The following is a 21,160-nucleotide window of genomic DNA, read 5'->3' as shown; positions in this document are numbered from 1 at the left end:
GAGGTGATTATATTGCACGAATTAGGAGTTGTAATAGAAGTCGTAAAAACCGTTGAAAACTTTGCGATTAAAAATAATATAAAGAAAATAGATACTTTGGTTCTTCAAATAGGAGAGCTGTCAGCCATGATTCCAAGATATGTTGAAGCCTGCTATCCTGCGGCTGTAGATGGTACTATGCTTCAGGATACTAAGCTGAAGATTGAGATACTCCCAGGGAATGCCCTTTGCAGAAAATGCAATAAAGTTTTTAACATAATCGAGAATAAAGGTATATGCCCAAACTGCAACGTTAAAGACTATGAACTCCTATGCGGAAGGGAATTTAGAATAAAAGAGATAATTGCGTGTTAAAGAGAACTGCCCCTTTTGGGACGGTTTTCTTTATGTTTGTTGGTGCCTGGCACCGGAGAAGGAGAATGGAGGAAAAATATGCTATTAAATTGCTGAAAAGGGACAGTTCTCAAAAAAATGCTTTTTAGGGCAGAGAGTAGGCCGCCTTAAAGTTTGAACAGAAACAGCAAAAAAAAGAGAACTGTCCCCCAAAAAAATATATTTACCTTATTTATATTGAGGTAGATAATGCCCGTGCTTTTCAATAAGTTCATCTACCATATTTACTATATCATCAATAGAGAGTTCTGAAGCTGTATGAGGATCCATCATTGCAGCATCATATATATATTCTCTTTTCTTTGTAACTGCAGCTTCTATAGTTAGTAAATGCACGTTAATATGCAGCATATTCATTGCCGATAGCTGCAAGGGAAGCTTCCCTACATAACAAGGATTAATACCTCTGCTATCTACCATACATGGAACTTCAACGCAGGCATCCTCTGGAAGATTTTCAATAAGCCCTCCTTTGTTAATAACATTACCTCCTATTTTATAGGGCTTATTTTCAACAATAGCTTCCATTATGTAAGAAGCATATTCATGGCTTCGTTTATGGGTAAGAACAGGATTCTCTATAAGCTTTTTCTTTTGTTCTTCCCAGCCCTTAATTTGATTTATACATCTTCTTGGGTATTCATCAAGAGGAATATTATATTTTTCAATAAGCTCTGGATATTTTGACTTTATAAAGAAAGGATTATATTCTGCATTATGTTCACTCGATTCCGTACAATAATAACCAAAGCGATTTATATATTCAAATCTTACCATATCATCATGCTTCTCGTTTTTATTCTTAATAAATGCTCTTTTTCTGATTTCTGGGTATAAATCGTTTCCGTCCTTATCTTTAATTTCAAGAAGCCAAGCCATATGGTTTATACCTGCAATAAGTTCTTTTCTCCCCGAAAGTTTATCCTCCATATCAAGGGACTTTAATAGGTTTTCTGAACAGACCTGTACACTATGGCAAAGCCCAACTGTTTTTACATTAGTATACCTTTGCATAAAACCTGAAAGCATAGACATAGGATTAGTGTAGTTTAAAAACCATGCATCAGGGCATACCTTTTCAATATCCCTTGCAAAGTCCTCTAATACAGGTATAGTCCTTAGCGCCCTCATAATTCCCCCTATTCCGAGGGTATCACCTATTGTCTGTCTTAGCCCATATTTCTTAGGCACTTCAAAATCAATAATTGTACATGGATCATATCCTCCAACTTGAATTGCGTTAACAACAAAATCTGCGCCCTTTAATGCAGCCTTTCTGTTTTCTACTCCTAAAAAAGTATTGATTTTAGCTCTGCCGCCATTAACATTTTTATTAATAACATTCAGCATCATTTCAGATTCTTTTAATCTGTCAGGATCAATATCGTATAAATTTATAACACAATCTTTTAAAGAATCGGTACACATGCAGTCTCCCAATACGTTTTTTGCGAAAATAGTGCTTCCTGCCCCCATAAATGTTATTTTGACCATATTAATCACTCCCCGAAAATCATTGCTTATTATATATTGCCTATAATATAACTTACAAAAGCATAAATTAAAATTGTATAATGTATCTATTTTTTGTTATAATGTAACCATTATAAAGTTTAAAGAAGGGATAAAAAATGCAGCATAATGTTCTTCTTATCAATCGAAATTTTTCTGATATAAATCCTCTTATTTTTGGATGGGAAGATTGTGAAAAAAACCATTCCTTTGGGCCGGCTATAAGGGAATATTATTTAATTCATTATATAGTTTCAGGAAAAGGTAAGTTTATTGTTGATAATAAAGAATATAAACTTTCAAAGGGATGGATGTTTTTAATAAGACCTGATATTACTACATATTATGTTGCGGATTCTTATGAACCTTGGAGTTATATTTGGATAGGCTTTGACGGAGGCAATGTACTTAATTTAATAAACCATACCGGACTTTTAAACAACGATGTTTTGTACTGCCCTGATGTAGAAAGCGTTTTTATAGATATGAAACAATCTAAAGAATCTTTAGATTATGCAGAGATATTACTATGCAGTAAAATATATGAAATGTTTTATAAGCTCTATAATATAAATAACAAAAGTATTAATATGGACAACCCATCTATTTATGTAAAAAGAGCAAAGGATTATATAAAGGCAAAGTATATGAATGATATCAGCATAAATGAAATTTCAAATATGCTTGGTATAGACAGGCGTTATTTTTACCGCATTTTTAAAAATATAACCGGAAAGTCCCCACAGGATTATATCATTGCAACAAGACTTGAAAAGGCCATCCAGCTTCTTCTCAATTCATCCTACTCTATAAGCGAAATTTCACAAAACGTAGGTTATAATGATGTTTATAATTTTTCAAAGCTATTTAAGAAAAAATATGGAGTATCACCGTTAAACTATAGAAAAAACAATAGATAAAGAATTTATAGATATTAGCGGTCTTATAAAATTTAAGAGGGACAGTTCATCAATAAATGCTTTTTAAGGCTTGGAGGGACAACCGTTAATGAAAAGGGACGGTTCTTTTATAAAACGGTTTTAGATAAAGATTTGTTTTTAAAAAGGGACGGTTCTCAAAAAAATGCTTTTTAGGGCAGAGAGTAGACCGCCTTAAAGTTTGAACAGAAACAGCAAAAAAAAGAGAACTGTCCCCCAAAAAAATTCTATAGCAGATAGGAATATAAGTATTTTTGTAGAATAGATAAATTAAATTGTATTAATTGATATTTTATTAGAAAGTCTAAAAATTTATTAAAGAGAGATGATTCATATGGGTAAAGATGAAATAAAACTTTCGAGTTTAGCTGAGGATTTATTCATTGATATATTTTCTGATGTATTTGGTGCGGATAAAACTAATTATCTTTTTATGCAGTATCCAGTTGTAGATATTTATGGGAACAACAGGTTTATAGATTTTGCACTAATGTGCGAAGATTATAAAATTGCATTCGAGATAGATGGAGAAAATTATCATAATCCATATAAAGTTAATGAAGGCAAATATTTTGACGATCTTTTAAAGCAAAACAGCTTAATATATCAAAACTGGAAAGTATACAGATGGGCATATAGGCAGCTTAAATATCAAAGGGAAAAGGTTAAGGACGAGCTTATTACTTTTATTGGGGAAATGCCTCTCTTTAAAGAGTTTGAAGATTTTTTACCAAAGCAAAAAGGACGAGCTATTGTTTTAAAGGATCATCAAGAGGAAGCTTTAAAAAATTTAGATAATATGAGAAGAAATGGGGAAAGCATTGCCCTTTTATATCATGCAACAGGTACAGGTAAAACCGTAACTGCCATATCCGATGCTAAAAGATTAGAAAGCAGGACACTATATCTTGCCCATACAAAGGATTTGGTATTTCAAGCTAAGGAAAAGTTTAATGAGCTATGGCCTGAGAAAGATTCAGGCATTTATATTGCTGAAAAAAAAGAAAAGGATGCATATATTGTTTGTGGAAGCGTTCAAAGTATAAGCCAGAATATAGATAATTTCAGTCCAGATGAATTTGAATATATAATTATCGATGAAGCACATCATGGAGCCGCTGAAACATATAAAAAAATATTGAGCTATTTTAGGCCAAAGTTTACTTTAGGTCTTACAGCTACACCAGAGAGAATGGATGGAGAGGACATACTTGAACTTTTTAAGAATATCGCCCATAAATTAGATTTAAAGACAGCAGTTCAAGTAGGGGAATTAGTTCCTATAAGATGCATAAGGGTAAAAACCAATGTTGATATTTCTAATGTAAGATTTAATGGAATAAAGTACAACTCTCAAGATCTTGAAAGTAAAATATTTGTGCCAGAGAGAAATAAAATAATAGTAGAAACGTTTTTGAATTATGTAAAAGATAAAAAAACAGTTATATTCTGCGCATCAGTAAATCATGCTAAAACTATAGCCGATATGCTTAAAGAAAATAATATTAATGCATATGCAGTATCAGGCATGATGCCTTCAAAGGAAAGGCAAAGAATTTTAAAAGAATACGAATATGGAGAAATAAATGTATTGTGCGCCTGCGATTTGCTGAATGAAGGATGGGACAGCCCAAGAACACAGGTTTTATTCATGGCAAGACCTACAATGTCAAAAACCATTTATCTTCAGCAATTGGGAAGAGGTACAAGAAAATGTGAGGGTAAAGAATATTTGATGGTTTTTGATTTTATTGATAATGCCAATATGTTTAATAATGCATTATCCTTGCATAGGCTTTTTAATATTGACAAATACAGACCTAATGAATATGTTTTAGCACCCGATAATCTTAAAGAATTTGAAAATAATATGCTTAAAAATGGAGAAAAACCTGCAGTTTATTTGGATTTTCCTGTAGATGTTACTGATTATGAATATATAGATTTATTTAACTGGCAGGAGGAAGTTAAAAACCTTATTTCTCAGATAGAGTTTGTAAGGATGGTTGATGTTCAGGAAGAAACAATATCAAGATACATAAGAGAAGGGAAAATAATACCTGATTTAAAAGTTCCAGCGGGCAGTAAATATTTTAATTATTTTAAAAAGGAGACTGTTTTAAAATACGCAAAGGAATATGGCTGGAGGCTTATTAATCACAGCAATATGAAGGACATATTTATTGAAATGGTGGAAAAGATGGATATGTCCTATTCATATAAACCAGTTCTTTTGAAAGCTATGCTTGAATGCTGCGATGAAAATGGAAAGGCTTTAATTGATGATGTGGTTGAATACTTTATCAAGTTTTATGAAGATAGAAGGAATAAAAATCTTTATGTTGAAAAACCAAACAGCATATATTGCAGAGATGAAATCGATAGAAAGTTAGTAAAGAGAAATATTTTTGAGAATCCTTTTAAAAGATTTGAAGACATGAGGTTTTTAAGAAAAAGCAAGGACATAGAGTACATAGAGTTTAATCCTTATGTTTGGAAAAAACTTTCACAGGAAGAGAAGGACTGGATAAAGGCTTTCTGCGATGAAAAGTTAGGAGAGTATTATAATAGATTTATAAAATAATTAAAGGAGCATTATATGAATTCAATTAAATATTATGATGAAAATGCTTTAGAGTTTTTTAATAATACTGCCTTTGCTGACATGAAGGAGTTATACGATAAGTTTTTAAAATACTTAAACAAAAGTGCCCATATTTTAGACGCAGGTTGCGGCTCGGGAAGAGATACTAAATATTTTTTAGATATGGGATTTAAAGTTACAGCCATAGATGCATCGGAGGAAATGACTAAATTAAGCTCAAACTTTACAGGTCAGAAAACTATAAAAATGAGATTTGAGGAAATGAACTTTAAAAACGAGTTTGATGCAATATGGGCTTGTGCATCCCTTCTTCATGTACCCAAAACTAATATAAAAGAAGTTTTAGATAAATTCTCAAATTCCTTAAAGGATAATGGTATAATCTTCGCTTCTTTTAAATATGGAGACGGGCAGGAGATAAGAGGCGGGCGATTGTTTAATAACTATAACGAAAACACCTTAAAAAAATTAATAGATGCTTTTCCTCTTTTTACAATATTAGATATGTGGAAAACGAAGGATGTGCGAGAAGAGAGGAAAAATGAAGATTGGATAAGCGTGATTATAAAAAAGTGGGGCAGAAATGGCAGCTAAAACTGAAAAGCTCCCCTATGGCAGACAGTTATGTAATAAAACTGTTGACATAGGGGAGCTTTTTTAAAGGATAGCAGCGTAAGCGTTTTTATGCCTTCTTTTTTATTATTCCAACGGCAATTCCAAGAATTCTTGCCTGCTCATCTCGTATGTTTATTGGTTCATATTTTGAATTTTCGGGGATTAAAAGAACACTTCCTCCCATTCTTGCAAAACGCTTTAAAGTTGCTTCGTCCCCTAAAGAGACTGCAACTATGTCCCTGTTTTCAGCAGCATTTGTCTTTTGAATTACAACTAAATCTCCATCAATGTTGTTAAATTAATAAGTAACAGTGCATGACTAAAAAATAGCCACAACGACGGAATGAAAAAGTTTGTCACTTGTCAACTGGGTGGCACTATTTCTGGTGCTTGGCATCCGATATGTAATATATATCCAAATATGGGAATGTAACATTTTCACACTAACCGTCCCCCTGCGAAACTCTGTGGAAGGTGAACTTTTTAGCTTTTAGGGTATATATATAAATTTATCATTTTCAAACTATTTATATTTTAGGGGAGAAATTAAAATTAGCTGATTGAAGTTTTATAAAAAGCATGAATAAAAACTATTACTATTTATGCGTTCTTTGGTGAACAGCGTTAGGGCTTTTAGTAATATTTATTATTGAGGAATGGGAAACTAATATTAAAAATGTACGTTATTTTATAACGTTTGAAAGGTGAATTTTAGGACATGCATTTAAAATTAATATTTTACTTTTTTAGCGTATCTCTTATCTATTTTATTAGAGAATAAGAAATTTATAGCAAGGATACACCCAAGGATACACCCCAAGGATACGGCTTAAACCCTTGATATATAAGGCTTTAGAGCTTGATGTATCCTTGTATCCTTGAAATTATATTAAAATTATATATATATATAGAAGATAATAAAAAGAAAAGAAAATATAAAGAAAAAAAGTTTTAGAGGTCAAGGATACACCCCAAGGATACACCCTAAAAAAGGAGTATTGATTTTTTTATATTTATAATATAAACTTAAAAAATGTGTGAGTGTTTATTTAATCAAGCATCCTTATTTGTATGAAAATTTAGTAAAAAGATTTAAAAGGATGTTTTAAATTCATAATATTTTTCTCCGCCAAAATTAAAGCTTAATATCCCCTATTGCTTTCTCTAATTTTTTTAACTTAGTTTAAGTTAAAATCTTTGCACTAATTAAAAAGTAATATTTATACAAAGATGGAGGTATTATATGAGCCAAATGTTATCTAATTTTATCAATCAAGCAAATAATTTACTTTGGTCCTATGTTATAATCGCTTTATTGATTTCAGCAGGGCTTTATTTTTCACTTAGGACAAGATTCGTTCAGCTAAGATATTTTAAGGAGATGTTTAAGCTTTTAACAGAGGGTACAGGAAGTGCAAAGGGCACAGGCCATGTATCATCCTTTCAGGCCTTTTGTATAAGCACTGCATCCCGTGTTGGTACAGGAAATCTTGCCGGGGTTGCAACTGCGATTACAGTTGGAGGGCCTGGGGCTGTATTTTGGATGTGGACTATAGCGCTTATTGGAGGTGCTTCAAGCTTTGTGGAGAGCACCCTTGCGCAGGTTTATAAAATAAAGGATGGAGAGAACTACCGTGGAGGCCCGGCTTATTATATGGAAAGAGCCCTTGGGAAAAGGTGGATGGGGATACTTTTCTCAATACTGATAACTATTTGTTTTGGGCTTGTGTTTAACTCAGTTCAGGCAAATACGATATCTCAGGCCTTTGACAAGGCTTTCGGCATTAAAACCTATGTAACAGGCTCTGTTATTGCTGTTTTAACTGCATTTATTATATTTGGCGGAGTAAAGAGAATTGCAAAGACTGCAGAGGCTATTGTTCCTGTTATGGCCATTGCCTATGTAGTTGTTGCTTTGTTTATTGTTGTTAAAAATATTAATCTTATTCCTCATGTGTTTGGAATGATTATAAAGGGTGCCTTTGGGGTTAAGCAGGCGATAGGGGGAGGAATAGGAGCTGCTATTATGATGGGAATAAAGAGGGGGCTTTTCTCAAACGAGGCCGGTATGGGAAGTGCTCCTAATGCTGCAGCGACTGCCCATACAACTCATCCTGCAAAGCAGGGGCTTATTCAAACCCTCAGCGTTTTTACAGATACGCTTTTGATATGCAGCGCAACGGCTTTTATAATTTTGACTTCAGGGGAATATGTTAAGGATGGCTTAACTGGAATAAAACTAACCCAAAGCGCTCTTATTTACCACGTTGGTGGATGGGGGAGCATATTTATAGCTGTTTGTATTTTTCTCTTTGCTTACAGCTCTGTTATTGGAAATTATTATTATGGAGAAACAAATATTGAGTTTATAAATTCAAACAAGACTTATTTAACCCTTTACAGGCTTTTAGTTGTAGGGATGGTTATGTGGGGCTCTGTTGCATCCCTTCAAATCGTTTGGGATTTGGCGGATTTATTTATGGGACTTATGGCAGTGCTCAACATAATTGCTATACTGATGCTTGGCAGCGTTGCCTTTAAGGTTTTAAAGGACTACGAGGGACAAAAAAGACAGGGACTTGATCCTAAGTTTAAGGCAAAGAATATAGAAGGTCTTAAAAACGCAGATTGTTGGGAAGAGTAAAAAGTTCCACCCAGTTGACAAGTGACAAAGTCAGCTGGGTGGTTTTTTGATTTGAATTAAATATTGGAAAATCATATTACAAATATATAAAATATTTAGAATTGTATTTACATGTGCCTAAAAATTTAATATAATAATTTTAAGGAATACGTATTCCTTAATTAATACTAAAATTAAAAAAAAGGGAAATACACTTATGACGGTAATTAAAAATGTAACTAAATTTAATAAATCTGTAACTTCTAAGGATGTAGCAAAGCTGGCAGGAGTATCTCAATCTTCAGTATCAAGAGTTTTTAATCCTAATTCCGAGAGAAGCGTAAAACCTGAAATAAGAGAAAAAATATTGAAGGCTGCAAATGAGCTGGGTTATAAACCGAATTTTATTGCAAGAAGCATGATTTCTAAAAGAACAGGTATTGTTGGGTTGGTAGTAGGAGGTCCTATAGGACCATTTTATAATAAAGTAATTTTAAATATTGTCGTACAGCTTCAAATAAAGGGGTATCAATGTCTAATTTTTAGTTTGGATTCAGAACACCATATTGATGAAATTTTAGAAAAAGTTTTACAATACCAAGTTGATGGTTTAATTATTACTTCAGCTGCATTATCAAACGATATTATTAAGCTGTGCATCGAAAATAAAACTCCATTGATACTTTTTAATAGAGTAATAAAAAATTTAGATATAAGTTCAGTATATTGTGATCATAATGAAGCTGGGAGAATGGTTGGAGAATTTTTTGCAAACCTTGGATTTAAAAATATAGTTAATATTACATACAAGAAAAACACAACAATGACAGCTGAAAGAAAGACAGGATTTTATAACGCTTTATATGAAAGAGGAATAAATAATATACTTGAAATATCATCGGATTATACATATGATTCTGGATATAAAGCAGCTGTAGAACTATTAAAAAAAAAGAGACCCGAGGCAGTATTTTGTTCAAGTGATTTAATTGCAATGGGCTTTATGGATGCTGCAAGATATGAATTTGGTTTAAATATACCAGAGGATATTTCTATTGTAGGTTTTGATGATATTGAAATGGCGTCATGGCATTCTTATAATCTTACAACTGTGTCTCAGCCAGTTCAAACTTTGGCTCATAGTACGGTTGAAGTGCTTATTAGATTGATTGAAGAAGGATTAGATAAGCCTATATATAAAAAGATAAATACAAATTTAATCATAAGAGGAACTACTAAAAAATTGTAAGGGAGGTAATATTAAATTTATTTATTTTTTTACGGGAATGGAATACGTATTCCAAAATAAAAAATATGAAAGGAGGAAGAAACAAGTTACAATTTATAAATTTAACATATGTAAGGGGGATGAATATGGTGTCTGATAATGAAAATGCAGTTAAACAAAAGGATATAGTAAAAGAAAATTTTGCTGAAAGCGTTATTGTTTATTATGGTGACAGCCGAGAAGTTAATACTTTAAGATATAAGGATTATAATGACTATATTAAATATAGTGAAAAAAAACAGGATTTACAAGGATTTTCTAAGGATTATAACGATTTTGTAGATTATATTATTAAAATAACTCATAAAATTTGGGAGGAAAAAGGTATTGGGGTTATATATGATACCTATAGCAATAATATTGTTATGCATTTAGGCTCCTACAATGTAAGCGGAATTAATGAGGTAATTTCAGGAACCCTTCAAACTTTACATGCATTTCCGGATAGAAGGCTTATAGGTCAAAATGTAATATGGTCTTCCTTTGATAAGCATGGATATTTCTCTTCTCATAGAATTATGTCAACAGCCACAAATTTGGGAGACAGCTCCTTTGGACCTGCTACGGGGAAAAAAATTAACTTTAGAACTACTGTGGATTGCGCAGTTGAAGACAATAGAATACATGAAGAGTGGCTTGTAAGGGATAATTTATGGATTGTAAAACAGTTAGGCTTTGATCCTCATGAAGTTGCAAAAAGAATGGCAATAAATTCTAAAATCAAGCATTCAAATCTTCAGCAGCATTTTGGAGTATGTGAAGCGATGGAAGGTCAAAGGTCACCTAAAATATACACAGCAAAGAATAACTCAGTTGGAGAACTTGTTCTTGAAATGACAAGCAGAATTTATAACTATAAACTTTTTAATGAAGTTCAAAAATATTATCATGAAAATGCTGTTATACATTATATTTGTGATAAAGATTTGATTGGATATGATGAAATACAGGGTATGCTTATTAGTTTATTTGCATCCTTTCCTAATGCAAGTTTTAGTGTGGAAAGAGTTACGTGCAATGAAAGGGATAAAAAAGATGAATGGGATGTAGCAGTAAGATGGAGAATAAAAGGCTTGCATGAGGGTATTGGATATTTTGGCAGTCCTACGGGTAAACCAATAAATATATTAGGAATTAATCATTACCATATATCAAATATGAAAGTTAAAGAAGAATGGATAACCTTTGACGGTTTGGATGTTCTTCGCCAAATTTATTTAAACATGCAAAACAATTTTGAAGATGACAAGCCTATAAATGAATAAAAGTAAGTTTGAAAGAGAGGGTTAATTTTATGCAAAATAAAAACGATGAAGGAATAGTTTTAGGAAAAGAGATGAGTAATTTTAATAGAATTTTAGGGTTTATTGCTATAATTACAGTGTACTTTTTCTACTGTTATAATTTTATGGTTGGTACATTTGTTAAACCAACGATGGTTGCAACTATGGATAAGGGTGGATTTGGATTTACTTTTAAACAGACAGAAGCAATATTTGCAGTAATGTCATTTGCAACGATTATTGGTACTTTTATTTTTGGAACTATTGCTTCGAAAATAGGTAAAAAGAAAACTTTAATAGCTATTGCAATATCTATTGCTGTAACAACTTATCTTCCACTTGTTGTTCCTACGAGCTTTACTTTATGGAGAATAGGACGATTTGCAACTGGACTTGCCCTTGGAGGAGTTTTTGGAACTGCTATGCCTTTGGCTGCAGAAATGTTCCCACAAAAATATAGAGGTAAATTAGCTGCTATATTAACAAGCTTATTTTCACTGGCTATGATTTTTGGTGGGAAGCTGTATGGTGCTTTAGGAGATGCTAATTGGAGAATATTAATGTACACTTGTATAATACCTGAATTTGTAGCTGCTATACTTGTGTTTTTCTTTGTGCCAGATGATTCAGAATATACAAAAAAGTTAAATATCGAAGCCCAAGATAAGGGTGAGAAGATAAACTATTTTAATATGTACAAAGGGAAATATTTATGGATTGGATTAGGTGCAATACTGCTTTCAGGAGCTAATTTTGTTGCGTATTCTTCATTTTCAAATAACTCTACAACATATTTAAGAAATGTTTTGGGATTTAGTGCAGCAACTGCAGGAGCGATATACAGTATTCAAGGTATAGGACAGCTTATTGGATATAATATGTGGGGCTTTATTGCAGATAAATTTGGCAGAAAAATTCCTGCTGTTGGTATGTTGGCCTGTGCAATATTTGTATTTATATTTACGAGACTAGGTTCTCAAGATGTATCAACTTTTAAAGCAGTATCCTTTTTATTAGGATTATTTGTTGGATATTCTGGACACTGGGGAGCATATTATACAGAACTATTCCCCAAAAAATTCAGTGCCTTGGCTCCAGGTATATCCTTTAATGGAGGAAGAATAATATCAACTTTTGCTCTCCCAGCAATAGCGGGACTTGCTGATACATCAGTTGGTATGCTTGGAATATTTAATATTTCTCTAAGTGTTTTCATAGCGGGAACTGTTGTTTGGGCATTTTTACCGGAAACTCTTTCAACTAAGGTTTTCGTAAAGACTGCAGAGGAAACTTTAAATTCTTAGTTTAGAATATAAATATCAATATATATCTAATATAGGAGGCTTTATTATGGGAAAATTTTCGGCAGCAAAAAAATTAGTATTAGATTATTTTTCAGACCTTGAAAATTCAAACTCTGAAAATGTGCATGATGTGTTAAAAAAATATACAAGTGAAGATTACTTGTGGAGGGGTGTATACCCATTTAGAGAACAGCATGGCAGTGAAAAGGCAGCAGAGGTTTTTTGGAGTCCTTTAATGAATTCCTTAAGTAATATTCAAAGACGACAGGATATTTTTATTGCTGGAATTAACGAAATAAGTGGCGAGCAATGGGTTATGAGTATGGGACATTTTATGGGGCTTTTTGATAAGGATTGGCTTGGAATCAGGCATACAAGGAAGATGATTAGTTTGCGATATGTTGAGTTTAATTGTGTTGATAATGGCAAAATAACTCAAACAGGTTTATTTGTGGATATTATTGGCTTTATGATGCAGGCAGGTATAAATCCTCTTCCTCCACAAACTGGTAACTATTTTGTTTATCCAGGGCCAAGAAATCATGATGGGCTTTTGCTTACGGATGCAGATGAAAATGAGGGTAAAAAGACTTTAGAACTTGTAAATAAGATGGTAGATGATTTAAGCAAGTTAAATGAAAGTGGTTCTATGGGATGTCCACCTGAGGTTTTAGAGAGAACATGGTCAAAGAATATGATATGGTATGGACCAGGAGGCATTGGGGCAAGTTATACTATTCCAAGATATCAGGAACAGCATCAATTGCCATTTAGAAACAACTTGGCAGATAAAAAATTTAATGGACATGTATGCAGGTTTGCTGAAGGAAATTTTGCGTGCTTCTTTGGCTGGCCTAATTTAACTAATAAACCTATAGGAGGCTTTTTAGGCCTTCCTGGTGGACAAATTAAGGCTGATATGCAGGTTGTTGACGTTTATTATAGACAGGGAGATAAGCTGTCTGAAAACTGGGTATTTATAGATATTCCTTATTGGTTAAAGCAGCAGGGACTTGATATCATTGAAAGGACAAAAGAAATATTGAATAAAGATTAAAAATTATAAAACATAAGGATTATCTGCTTTGATAGTTAGATAATCCTTATGAATATTATTTTTTAGGGGAGGGATATGAATGATTTCCACAGTAGACATTTTAATAATTATAATTTACCTTATAGCTATGCTCGGAATTGGATACTTTGTGGGTAAAAATAACAGAACACAGGAAGATTTTTTTTTAGCAGGAAGATCCATGCCCTGGATTCCTATAGCTCTATCTGTTTCAGCAACTATGATAAGTGCAAACTCCTTTATAGGAGGGCCTGGCTGGGCATATAATGAAGGTATTGCTCCCTTTATGGTAAATATTACTGTCCCGCTTGCAGTATTTTTTGCATTAAGCGTTACTACACCTGTTATTTATAGAGTAAGAGTAACTTCAGTCTATGAATATATGGAATACCGCTTAGGCCATATAAGCAGGAACTTAACAGTTGCACAGTTTTTTATAAATTCACTTATTCAAGTAAGTTCAATGGTATTTATACCTTCCCTTATATTACAAAAACTAACAGGAATGCCGTTAAAAGTTGTAGTTCCAATAGTAGTTATTATTTCGATTTCTTATACAATAATGGGTGGGATTAAGGCAGTTATTTGGACAGATGTGGTTCAAATGATTGTTCTTTGGGGGAGTTTGTTTGCAGTAATATTCCTTGGGTTAAAACACATAAATATGGGATTTTTTGAAACAATAGGTATGGCAAGAGAAGCTGGTAAGTTGAAGGCTTTAGATTTTCAATTTGATATTTCAAAAACTAACACTTTTTGGGCGTCGCTTATAGGTGGAACAATAATGTGGATTAGATATTTTTGCTTTGACCAAGTACAAGTGCAAAGGGTTTTAACTGCAAAGTCCCTTAAGGGTATAAAAAGTTCTTTTTTAACAAGTGCTTTTTTAATGAACATAATGTATTTTATAATGTTAACTGTTGGTTTGATTCTTTGGGTATATTTTGGGGGAAGAAAATTTCAAACTTCAAATGAAATTATGATAACATATATGTTAGAAAAACTTCCTATAGGTGTACTTGGATTAGCAATATCTGGTGCACTTGCTGCTGCTATGTCAAGTGTAGATTCCCTTTTAAACTCTTTAACAACTGTATTTATAAAAGATATATATGAAAAATACTTTAAAAAAGATAAAGGAGAAACAACCTTAAAACTTACAATGTCAATCGCTGCAGTATTTGGAGTAATTATTATATTATTTGTTATTGTTGGTTTTGGAGGAACTGTTAAATCTGTACTCGATGTAGTAGGAAAATATATATCATATTTTTCAGGACCCGCATGCGGTTCATTCTTATTAGCTATGTTTACACTAAAAGCAAATGATAAAGGTGTAGCAGTAGGATTTATACTTGGAACGATTGGATGTTTTTTAATAGCAAATGTATATAAGGTAAGCTGGCTCTGGAATCCAGCAATAGGATGTGCGCTGACTTGTATATTAGGTTATATAGCAAGTATGCTATTTAAAAATAGCTGTAAACCTATTAATGATATAAAAGAGTATACCGTAAATGGTATGAGAGAAAAAATGATTAAAGAAGGAACTATTGAAGAAGATGGAATATCTATACTACCTTTTAAAATAGATAAATATGCTATAATAACTTTGGTGTTTTTCTTTTTACAATATATTTTCTTAGCATTATTACAATTTTAAAAAGTGCCACCGAGAGTTCCGAAAAAATAGGGATCTTTTAAAAAATAATTAATAAATATACAATGAAAATAAATATAATGCATAAGAAATTTTAAATAAATTATTATGCATCACATAAAATTTGAATTTTTGTTTTAATTTCTGCTTTAAGGACTCTATTTTAGAGTCCTGTTACATTCATTGATCTAATTTTGAGTATAGCGAAGCCAAGGGTAGTCTTTTGAAAGCTTAAATTGACCATCCTTATAATATTACACGCAGTGTTTGCTAAAATTATATGTATTTTAGCACCTGTCATTTTAATAGAAGTATGAGGGACAGTTACTTATTATATGAACTTTATGCTCAACTGCTAAGCAGGTATAAAAGTGAAAAGGGTAAAAAGGACGGTTAGTGTGAAAAAGTTTTCCCAATCTTTGGTGACTGGCACCGGAGATTTGAGAAAAAAATTTCTATGCAATTGATGAGTGAGAAATCTTTTTTATACATTCGTTGTGGTTATTAATTAGTCGTGACTTGTTACTTATTTTATTTACTATCAGTTCAATTTAAAAAAATATAGGGGTTGCTGTAAAATATAAAGGTAAAATAATAAGTAACTGTCCCTGATGATGCTATTGATATTTAACTGTTTATGGCATATAATAATAGTGTGAAAAATCAGGCAAAGGAGTGATGTCTTATGATAAAAAGAGTGGATTTGGTGATTGTAGTATAAAATTTAATATTGGACTGTAGCTGCGATGCATCTATAGTCGTTTTAGTGTAACCTTTGGCCTGGATAATGTGAATATAAGGCACGGGTGTACCGTGTTATTTTTATGTCCAAAATCCGCAGGTTATTTCTGCGGTATTTTTATGCCCATTTTTAGAATTAAAGGAGTTGTTATGAATTGAATTTAACTGATTTAGGTTGGAATAAATATTTTGAAGAAAGTTTTAAGAGCTTTGCAGATAAAGATTATATAGTTGGGAAGATATTTATAGAGCAAAGGCATTTATACGGGATATATACTGAACTTGGAGAGTATCAAGGAGAGATATCGGGGAAAATGCGTTATGAAGCAGAGAAAACAGGGGATTTTCCTGTTGTTGGGGACTTTGTGGTATTAACTCCTATTCATAATGAGAAAAAGGCGATAATCCATGCTGTTCTTCCAAGAAAAAGCAAGTTCTCAAGGAAGGCTGCAGGGGTACAAACAAATGAGCAGGTTCTTGCGTCAAACTTTGATACTGTATTTATAGTAACATCTCTAAATGGGGACTTGAGCCTTAGACGGCTTGAAAGATATCTTACTATGGCCTATGAGAGCAATGCAAACCCTGTAATAGTTTTGAGTAAGGCTGATCTTTGCACAGATATTGAAGGAAAGCTATGTCAGGTTGAGGCAGTGGCTATAGGAACCCCTATTCATGTAATAAGCACTGTTGATGGTCGCGGAATTGATGATATAAAAAAATATCTTAAGAATGGCATGACAGCAGTTGTTCTTGGTTCTTCAGGAGTTGGCAAGTCAACGCTTATTAATTATATTGCAGGAGAAGAGCTGCTTTTAACTGGTTCTATAAGGGAATATGATGATACAGGAAGACATACTACAACACACAGGCAGCTCGTTAAGCTTCCTACAGGAGGCTTTATAATAGATACCCCTGGGCTTAGAGAGTTTCAGCTGTGGGATGGTAGTGAAGGAATACAGGAGACATTTAAGGATATACAGGAAATTGCGAAGGGATGCAAATTTAGGGACTGCAGACACGATAAAGAAATAGGATGTGCCGTTAAGGCTGCCATTGAAGAGGGAATTCTTGATGCAAAGAGGCTTGAGAGCTATAACAAACTTCAAAGGGAGCTTAGATATCTTGAAGGGAAGCAAAACCAGCTAATAAGAATGAATGGAAAGAAGAGGGTAAAGGATTTATGCAAGGCTATAAAAAACATTAGCAAAAAACGATAAGGGATATTTTATATTTAAATAATATTTCAATGTTTTAAAATTAATAAAAATAGGAATAACTATAAATAGAGTAAACATATCTCAGTTGCTCTTTTGACATGAAAGACGGCGAGGCGGCAGATTAATATCTGCCGCCTCGCTTTTTTTGGTGTGCCCGGCATGGCGACAGCTTGGCGGTGAAAGTATAATTTGAAGGACGGTTAGTGTGAAAATGTAGCATTCCCATATTTGGATATATATGACAATACGCAGTGTTAGATACCGGATAAAGGAGATATACCGCAAAAAAAAGTGCCACCCAGTTGACAAGTGACAAACTTTTTCATTCCGTCGTTGTGGCTATTTTTTAGTCATGCACGGTTACTTATTTAATTTAGTATTTGTACAATTAAAAAAATAGGGGTGGTTACTAATATAAAAGTAAAATAATAAGTAACCGTCCCTCCATATCTTTATTTTAAATTTTCATATTCATTAAGGGATTTTTTTACAACTTTTGAAAGAGCGATTAATGCTATAAGGTTTGGTATTACCATAAAGCCGTTAAACATATCTGAAAGTTCCCAAACAAGAGGAACTTCAAGGGTTGTTCCAAGGGCTATAAATACTACAACAAGAATTCTATAGGGCAAAAGTCCTTTGTTTCCGAATAAAAATTTAACGTTTGCCTCGCCGAAGAAATACCATCCAATTATAGTTGAGAAGGCAAAGAATAATAGAGATATTGCTATAAAGTATCCTCCAAAGGAGCCCATTCCTTTTACAAAGGCATTTTGAGTTAAGGTTATGCCTGTTGTTTTCCCATCTAAAGCGCCTGTCGTAAGAATTACAAAGGCAGTAATTGTAAGAACTATGAAGGTATCTATAAATACGCTTATAATTCCAACAACGCCCTGTTCAGCAGGATGCTTTACCTTTGCTACTGCATGGGCGTGAGGAGTTGAACCCATACCGGCCTCATTTGAGAAAAGTCCTCTTGCAACTCCGTATCTTACAGCCTGTTTTACAGTTGCACCGATTAAGCCGCCTGTTGCAGCCTTTGGATTAAATGCGCCTACGAATATCATTTTTAGTGCTGGTATAAATGAATCAATATTTCTAATTATTATAAATAGTCCACCTATAATATAAAAAGCAGCCATTATTGGAACGATTTTTTCTGTTACAGAGGCGATTCTTTTAATTCCTCCTATAAATATAAATGCTGCAATTATTGATAGAATTATTCCTACGAATATAGGGCTTATTCCAAATATGTTAGAAAAAGCGGTTCCTATTGAGTTGGATTGAACCATGTTTCCCATGAATCCGAGGGCGAGAATTATTGAAATTGAGAAGAATACAGCAAGAGCGTTGCTTCCTAAGCCTTTTTTTATATAGTATGCAGGGCCTCCTGTAACTTCTCCATCTACCTTTTCTTTATACACCTGAGCTAATATTGCTTCTGAAAAAAGGGTGCTCATTCCAAAGAAAGCGCTAAGCCACATCCAGAATATTGCGCCAGGTCCGCCTGAGGCTATAGCCGTTGCTGCACCTGCAAGGTTGCCCGTTCCAACCTGTGCAGCTATTGCAGTTGCAAGAGCTTGAAAGGATGACATGCCTTCCTTTCCAGCGGCGTCTCCCTTTAGCTTTATTCCTCCAAAGGTTCTTTTAAATCCGTCCTTGAACTTTCTTATTTGAACGCCTTTTAAAAGAATTGTAAAATATATTCCCGTTCCGCATAGCAAGAATATCAATATGTATCCCCAAAGAATACTGTTTATGCTTTTTACTATATGCAGCATATTATCCCCCCTTAAAGATATTTGCTATGGAAGCTTCCAATATTATTATAAAAATCGATTATTTGAATTTCAAATAGTTAAACTTCTAACAATCGGGAATATCGTTAAATATTTTTAATTTGTTTAATATTTCTAAGTATTTCTAATTGTTAAAATAAAAACATAGAGGGACGGTTACTTATTATACTTAAAACTATAAAAATAATTCTTAAGCAAAAAAATTTATAATAGTCTGTTGACATTTACGCAGCGTAAAGGTGTATAGTTATCTTGTTAGGAGGTGAGAGAATGGAATATACGGTTCAAAGGCTTGCAAAGATGGCAGGAATTAGCAGCAGGACTCTGCGATATTATGATGAAATTGGAATTCTTAAGCCGGCAAGAATCAATTCTTCAGGATATCGCATTTATGGTAAGGCGGAAGTTGATAGATTGCAGCAGATTCTCTTTTATAGAGAATTAGGTGTAAGCCTTGAAGAAATTAAGGAAATAATAACTTCGCCAAACTTTAATGCCATTAATGCGCTTAGAGAACATCGTGAAAAACTCCTGACAAAGCGAAGACAGTTGGACCTGTTAATTGCTAATGTAGATAAAACTATTGCATTATGGGAGGGAAGGATTACTATGACTGATAAAGAAAAGTTTGAGGGATTTAAGCAAAAAATGATTGAAGAAAATGAGGAGAAATATGGTAAGGAGATCAGAGAAAAATATGGAGATGAAGAAGTTGATAAATCCTATAACAAGTTAAAAAATATGAATAAAGAAGAATATGATAGGGTAGAAAAACTAAGTGCAGCTGTGCTTGATACTCTAAAGGAGGCAATGGAGACGGGCGACCCATCCTGTGAAATTGCACAGAAGGCTGCAGATTTGCATCGCCAGTGGCTATGCTGCTTTTGGGACAAATATACAAAGGAAGCTCATGCAGGCCTTGCTCAGATGTATGTTGATGATGAGAGATTCAAGGCATATTACGATAAAGTAAAGGCAGGAGCAGCTGAATTTTTAAGAGAGGCCATTCTTATTTATACAGGGATGAAAAAATAAATTTGCATGATTTAAGCAAGGGGCGATATGCCCCTTTTGTTGTAGGTATCTGGGACGGTTACTTATTATTTTACCTTCTAATTCAAATTTTAAAATCGCTCTATCGTTTACTCAACCACATCGTTTTTCCTTAAAAAATTATTTGTTTTTTAGATAATTTACCTTATTTTGTATAGGCTTGTCCAATCTTAATATATATTTCAACCACAAACGCAAAAACTTTTTATTGACTTGCGGATATTTAACAAAGTTTTTTATAGTCAATAAATTAAATTTCAAAAAGGCATGCATTATTCTTTGTATAAATGCAAAATGTTCCCTTTAATATTGAAAACTTTATGCACACATTTTTAAAATTTCATCAACCAATCCTTTATACTTTTCCTCCTTTACAAGCTCTCTGCCTATTGTGCACAGCCTCGAAACATTAGCTTGCCCCGTATTCCCTAAAATCCTGCATATATCGGCGCATTTTAAATCGCAAAACTTCCTTAAAACAAAGCAAAGCACAGCCTTTGCTTCTTTTGCATTCTTTGCCCTTTTTATCCTTATCATAAGCTTATCCATGTTAAACTTTTCTGTAATTATTTCTATTATCCTCTCAGGGGATATATCCCTTACAAGAACTGTCCTCATGCTTCTATATTCCGTAGGCTCATTTTTAAACTCTTCCCTTTGAGCATCTACTACGCTTTTTACTTTAAATATGAAATCCTTGTACATGGTCCTTGCAGCAGCTTCTTTCAGGCTGAACATTGATAAAATAAACTCATCGTCAATAAGTTGATACTCATCCTTCTTTTCAGCTAAAAATATTCCTAAGGATGAAAAAGGATAATCCTGAGGGTTTGTCTCGTAGCCTTTGATATCCGTTGCATTATAGTGAACATAAGCAGTTAAGGCGAAGAGATACCTGTCATCCTTGACGATTTTGCTTTTAAATCTGTCTTGGAAGAGGTGGCCATGTCTTTTATGCCTTTTGTTAAAATACATGGCATATTTGTAGTTGATAAAATGCAAAATTTTCGATATGTCTGCCCCATTAGCATCTATAATAAAATGGGCG

At 33.2% G+C, this 21,160-nt stretch carries 16 protein-coding genes; 12 read left to right on the top strand and 4 right to left on the bottom strand.

The window, feature by feature from the left end; all coding sequences use genetic code 11:
* Positions 1 to 12 precede the first annotated feature (12 nt).
* On the top strand, positions 13 to 354 hold the full coding sequence (locus tag B5D15_RS09400) for a hydrogenase maturation nickel metallochaperone HypA/HybF (protein WP_078696868.1): 342 nt from the start codon (positions 13 to 15) through the stop codon (positions 352 to 354).
* 207 nt (positions 355 to 561) lie between these two features.
* Here the strand turns inward: B5D15_RS09400 and melA are convergent, their stop codons facing one another.
* Positions 562 to 1,887 (bottom strand): alpha-glucosidase/alpha-galactosidase, encoded by a 1,326-nt coding sequence (gene melA, locus B5D15_RS09395; protein ID WP_078696867.1) that lies wholly within the window; start codon positions 1,885 to 1,887, stop codon positions 562 to 564.
* Positions 1,888 to 2,024: 137 nt separating this feature from the next.
* Between melA and B5D15_RS09390 the strand changes: the two genes are divergently transcribed.
* From B5D15_RS09390 to B5D15_RS09380, 3 genes are all read left to right on the top strand, one after another.
* A complete protein-coding gene (locus B5D15_RS09390; protein WP_078696866.1) occupies positions 2,025 to 2,825 on the top strand; it encodes an AraC family transcriptional regulator in 801 nt (266 codons plus the stop codon).
* Between the two features lie 352 nt (positions 2,826 to 3,177).
* On the top strand, positions 3,178 to 5,427 hold the full coding sequence (locus B5D15_RS09385) for a DEAD/DEAH box helicase (RefSeq protein WP_242948726.1): 2,250 nt from the start codon (positions 3,178 to 3,180) through the stop codon (positions 5,425 to 5,427).
* 15 nt (positions 5,428 to 5,442) lie between these two features.
* Complete coding sequence (locus B5D15_RS09380; RefSeq protein WP_078696864.1) at positions 5,443 to 6,042, top strand: class I SAM-dependent methyltransferase; 600 nt, start codon at positions 5,443 to 5,445, stop codon at positions 6,040 to 6,042.
* Positions 6,043 to 6,130: 88 nt separating this feature from the next.
* Here B5D15_RS09380 and B5D15_RS09375 read toward each other — a convergent pair whose 3' ends face one another.
* Positions 6,131 to 6,352, bottom strand: a complete 222-nt coding sequence (locus tag B5D15_RS09375; protein WP_078696863.1) for a LexA family protein — start codon at positions 6,350 to 6,352, stop codon at positions 6,131 to 6,133.
* A 954-nt stretch (positions 6,353 to 7,306) separates the two neighbouring features.
* Here B5D15_RS09375 and B5D15_RS09370 point away from each other — a divergent pair.
* The 7 genes from B5D15_RS09370 (at position 7,307) to rsgA (ending at position 17,257) form a co-directional block, all read left to right on the top strand.
* On the top strand, positions 7,307 to 8,707 hold the full coding sequence (locus B5D15_RS09370) for an alanine/glycine:cation symporter family protein (RefSeq protein WP_078696862.1): 1,401 nt from the start codon (positions 7,307 to 7,309) through the stop codon (positions 8,705 to 8,707).
* Between the two features lie 196 nt (positions 8,708 to 8,903).
* A complete protein-coding gene (locus B5D15_RS09365; protein ID WP_078696861.1) occupies positions 8,904 to 9,935 on the top strand; it encodes a LacI family DNA-binding transcriptional regulator in 1,032 nt (343 codons plus the stop codon).
* Between the two features lie 125 nt (positions 9,936 to 10,060).
* Positions 10,061 to 11,239, top strand: a complete 1,179-nt coding sequence (locus B5D15_RS09360) for an ester cyclase (RefSeq protein ID WP_242948725.1) — start codon at positions 10,061 to 10,063, stop codon at positions 11,237 to 11,239.
* A 29-nt stretch (positions 11,240 to 11,268) separates the two neighbouring features.
* Positions 11,269 to 12,561: an MFS transporter gene (locus tag B5D15_RS09355; RefSeq protein ID WP_078696859.1), complete on the top strand. Its 1,293-nt coding sequence runs from the start codon at positions 11,269 to 11,271 to the stop codon at positions 12,559 to 12,561.
* A gap of 46 nt (positions 12,562 to 12,607) precedes the next feature.
* The gene (locus B5D15_RS09350; RefSeq protein WP_078696858.1) at positions 12,608 to 13,618 is read left to right on the top strand and encodes a polyketide cyclase; all 1,011 of its coding nucleotides are present in this window, start codon (positions 12,608 to 12,610) and stop codon (positions 13,616 to 13,618) included.
* Positions 13,619 to 13,697: 79 nt separating this feature from the next.
* Entirely contained in the window at positions 13,698 to 15,299 is a 1,602-nt protein-coding gene (locus B5D15_RS09345; RefSeq protein WP_078696857.1) for a sodium:solute symporter family transporter, read from the top strand.
* Between the two features lie 893 nt (positions 15,300 to 16,192).
* Positions 16,193 to 17,257, top strand: coding sequence for a ribosome small subunit-dependent GTPase A (gene rsgA / locus B5D15_RS09340; protein WP_078696856.1), 1,065 nt, complete (start codon positions 16,193 to 16,195; stop codon positions 17,255 to 17,257).
* A 452-nt stretch (positions 17,258 to 17,709) separates the two neighbouring features.
* On the opposite strand, the gene B5D15_RS09335 is transcribed toward rsgA, so the two are convergent.
* Entirely contained in the window at positions 17,710 to 19,041 is a 1,332-nt protein-coding gene (locus B5D15_RS09335) for an alanine/glycine:cation symporter family protein (RefSeq protein ID WP_078696855.1), read from the bottom strand.
* A gap of 288 nt (positions 19,042 to 19,329) precedes the next feature.
* Between B5D15_RS09335 and B5D15_RS09330 the strand changes: the two genes are divergently transcribed.
* Positions 19,330 to 20,094: a MerR family transcriptional regulator gene (locus tag B5D15_RS09330; protein WP_078696854.1), complete on the top strand. Its 765-nt coding sequence runs from the start codon at positions 19,330 to 19,332 to the stop codon at positions 20,092 to 20,094.
* Positions 20,095 to 20,430: 336 nt separating this feature from the next.
* Here the strand turns inward: B5D15_RS09330 and B5D15_RS15445 are convergent.
* A partial coding sequence (locus B5D15_RS15445; RefSeq protein WP_078696853.1) for a hypothetical protein occupies positions 20,431 to 21,160 on the bottom strand: 730 nt, incomplete at its 5' end.

It is taken from the genome of Caloramator quimbayensis (genome assembly GCF_900167605.1).
In the GTDB taxonomy this organism is placed as follows: Bacteria; Bacillota; Clostridia; order Clostridiales; family Caloramatoraceae; genus Caloramator_B; species Caloramator_B quimbayensis.
Note: the sequence above shows the minus strand (reverse complement) of the source record. Positions and strands in the feature narration are given on the sequence as shown.

Bases quoted from the DNA above. Each gene is read 5' to 3' on its own strand.
- melA (WP_078696867.1), bottom strand. From the start codon at position 1,887: ATGGTCAAAATAACATTTATGGGGGCAGGAAGCACTATTTTCGCAAAA.
- B5D15_RS09390 (WP_078696866.1), top strand. From the start codon at position 2,025: ATGCAGCATAATGTTCTTCTTATCAATCGAAATTTTTCTGATATAAAT.
- B5D15_RS09385 (WP_242948726.1), top strand. From the start codon at position 3,178: ATGGGTAAAGATGAAATAAAACTTTCGAGTTTAGCTGAGGATTTATTC.
- B5D15_RS09380 (WP_078696864.1), top strand. From the start codon at position 5,443: ATGAATTCAATTAAATATTATGATGAAAATGCTTTAGAGTTTTTTAAT.
- B5D15_RS09370 (WP_078696862.1), top strand. From the start codon at position 7,307: ATGAGCCAAATGTTATCTAATTTTATCAATCAAGCAAATAATTTACTT.
- B5D15_RS09365 (WP_078696861.1), top strand. From the start codon at position 8,904: ATGACGGTAATTAAAAATGTAACTAAATTTAATAAATCTGTAACTTCT.
- B5D15_RS09360 (WP_242948725.1), top strand. From the start codon at position 10,061: ATGGTGTCTGATAATGAAAATGCAGTTAAACAAAAGGATATAGTAAAA.
- B5D15_RS09355 (WP_078696859.1), top strand. From the start codon at position 11,269: ATGCAAAATAAAAACGATGAAGGAATAGTTTTAGGAAAAGAGATGAGT.
- B5D15_RS09350 (WP_078696858.1), top strand. From the start codon at position 12,608: ATGGGAAAATTTTCGGCAGCAAAAAAATTAGTATTAGATTATTTTTCA.
- B5D15_RS09345 (WP_078696857.1), top strand. From the start codon at position 13,698: ATGATTTCCACAGTAGACATTTTAATAATTATAATTTACCTTATAGCT.
- B5D15_RS09335 (WP_078696855.1), bottom strand. From the start codon at position 19,041: ATGCTGCATATAGTAAAAAGCATAAACAGTATTCTTTGGGGATACATA.
- B5D15_RS09330 (WP_078696854.1), top strand. From the start codon at position 19,330: ATGGAATATACGGTTCAAAGGCTTGCAAAGATGGCAGGAATTAGCAGC.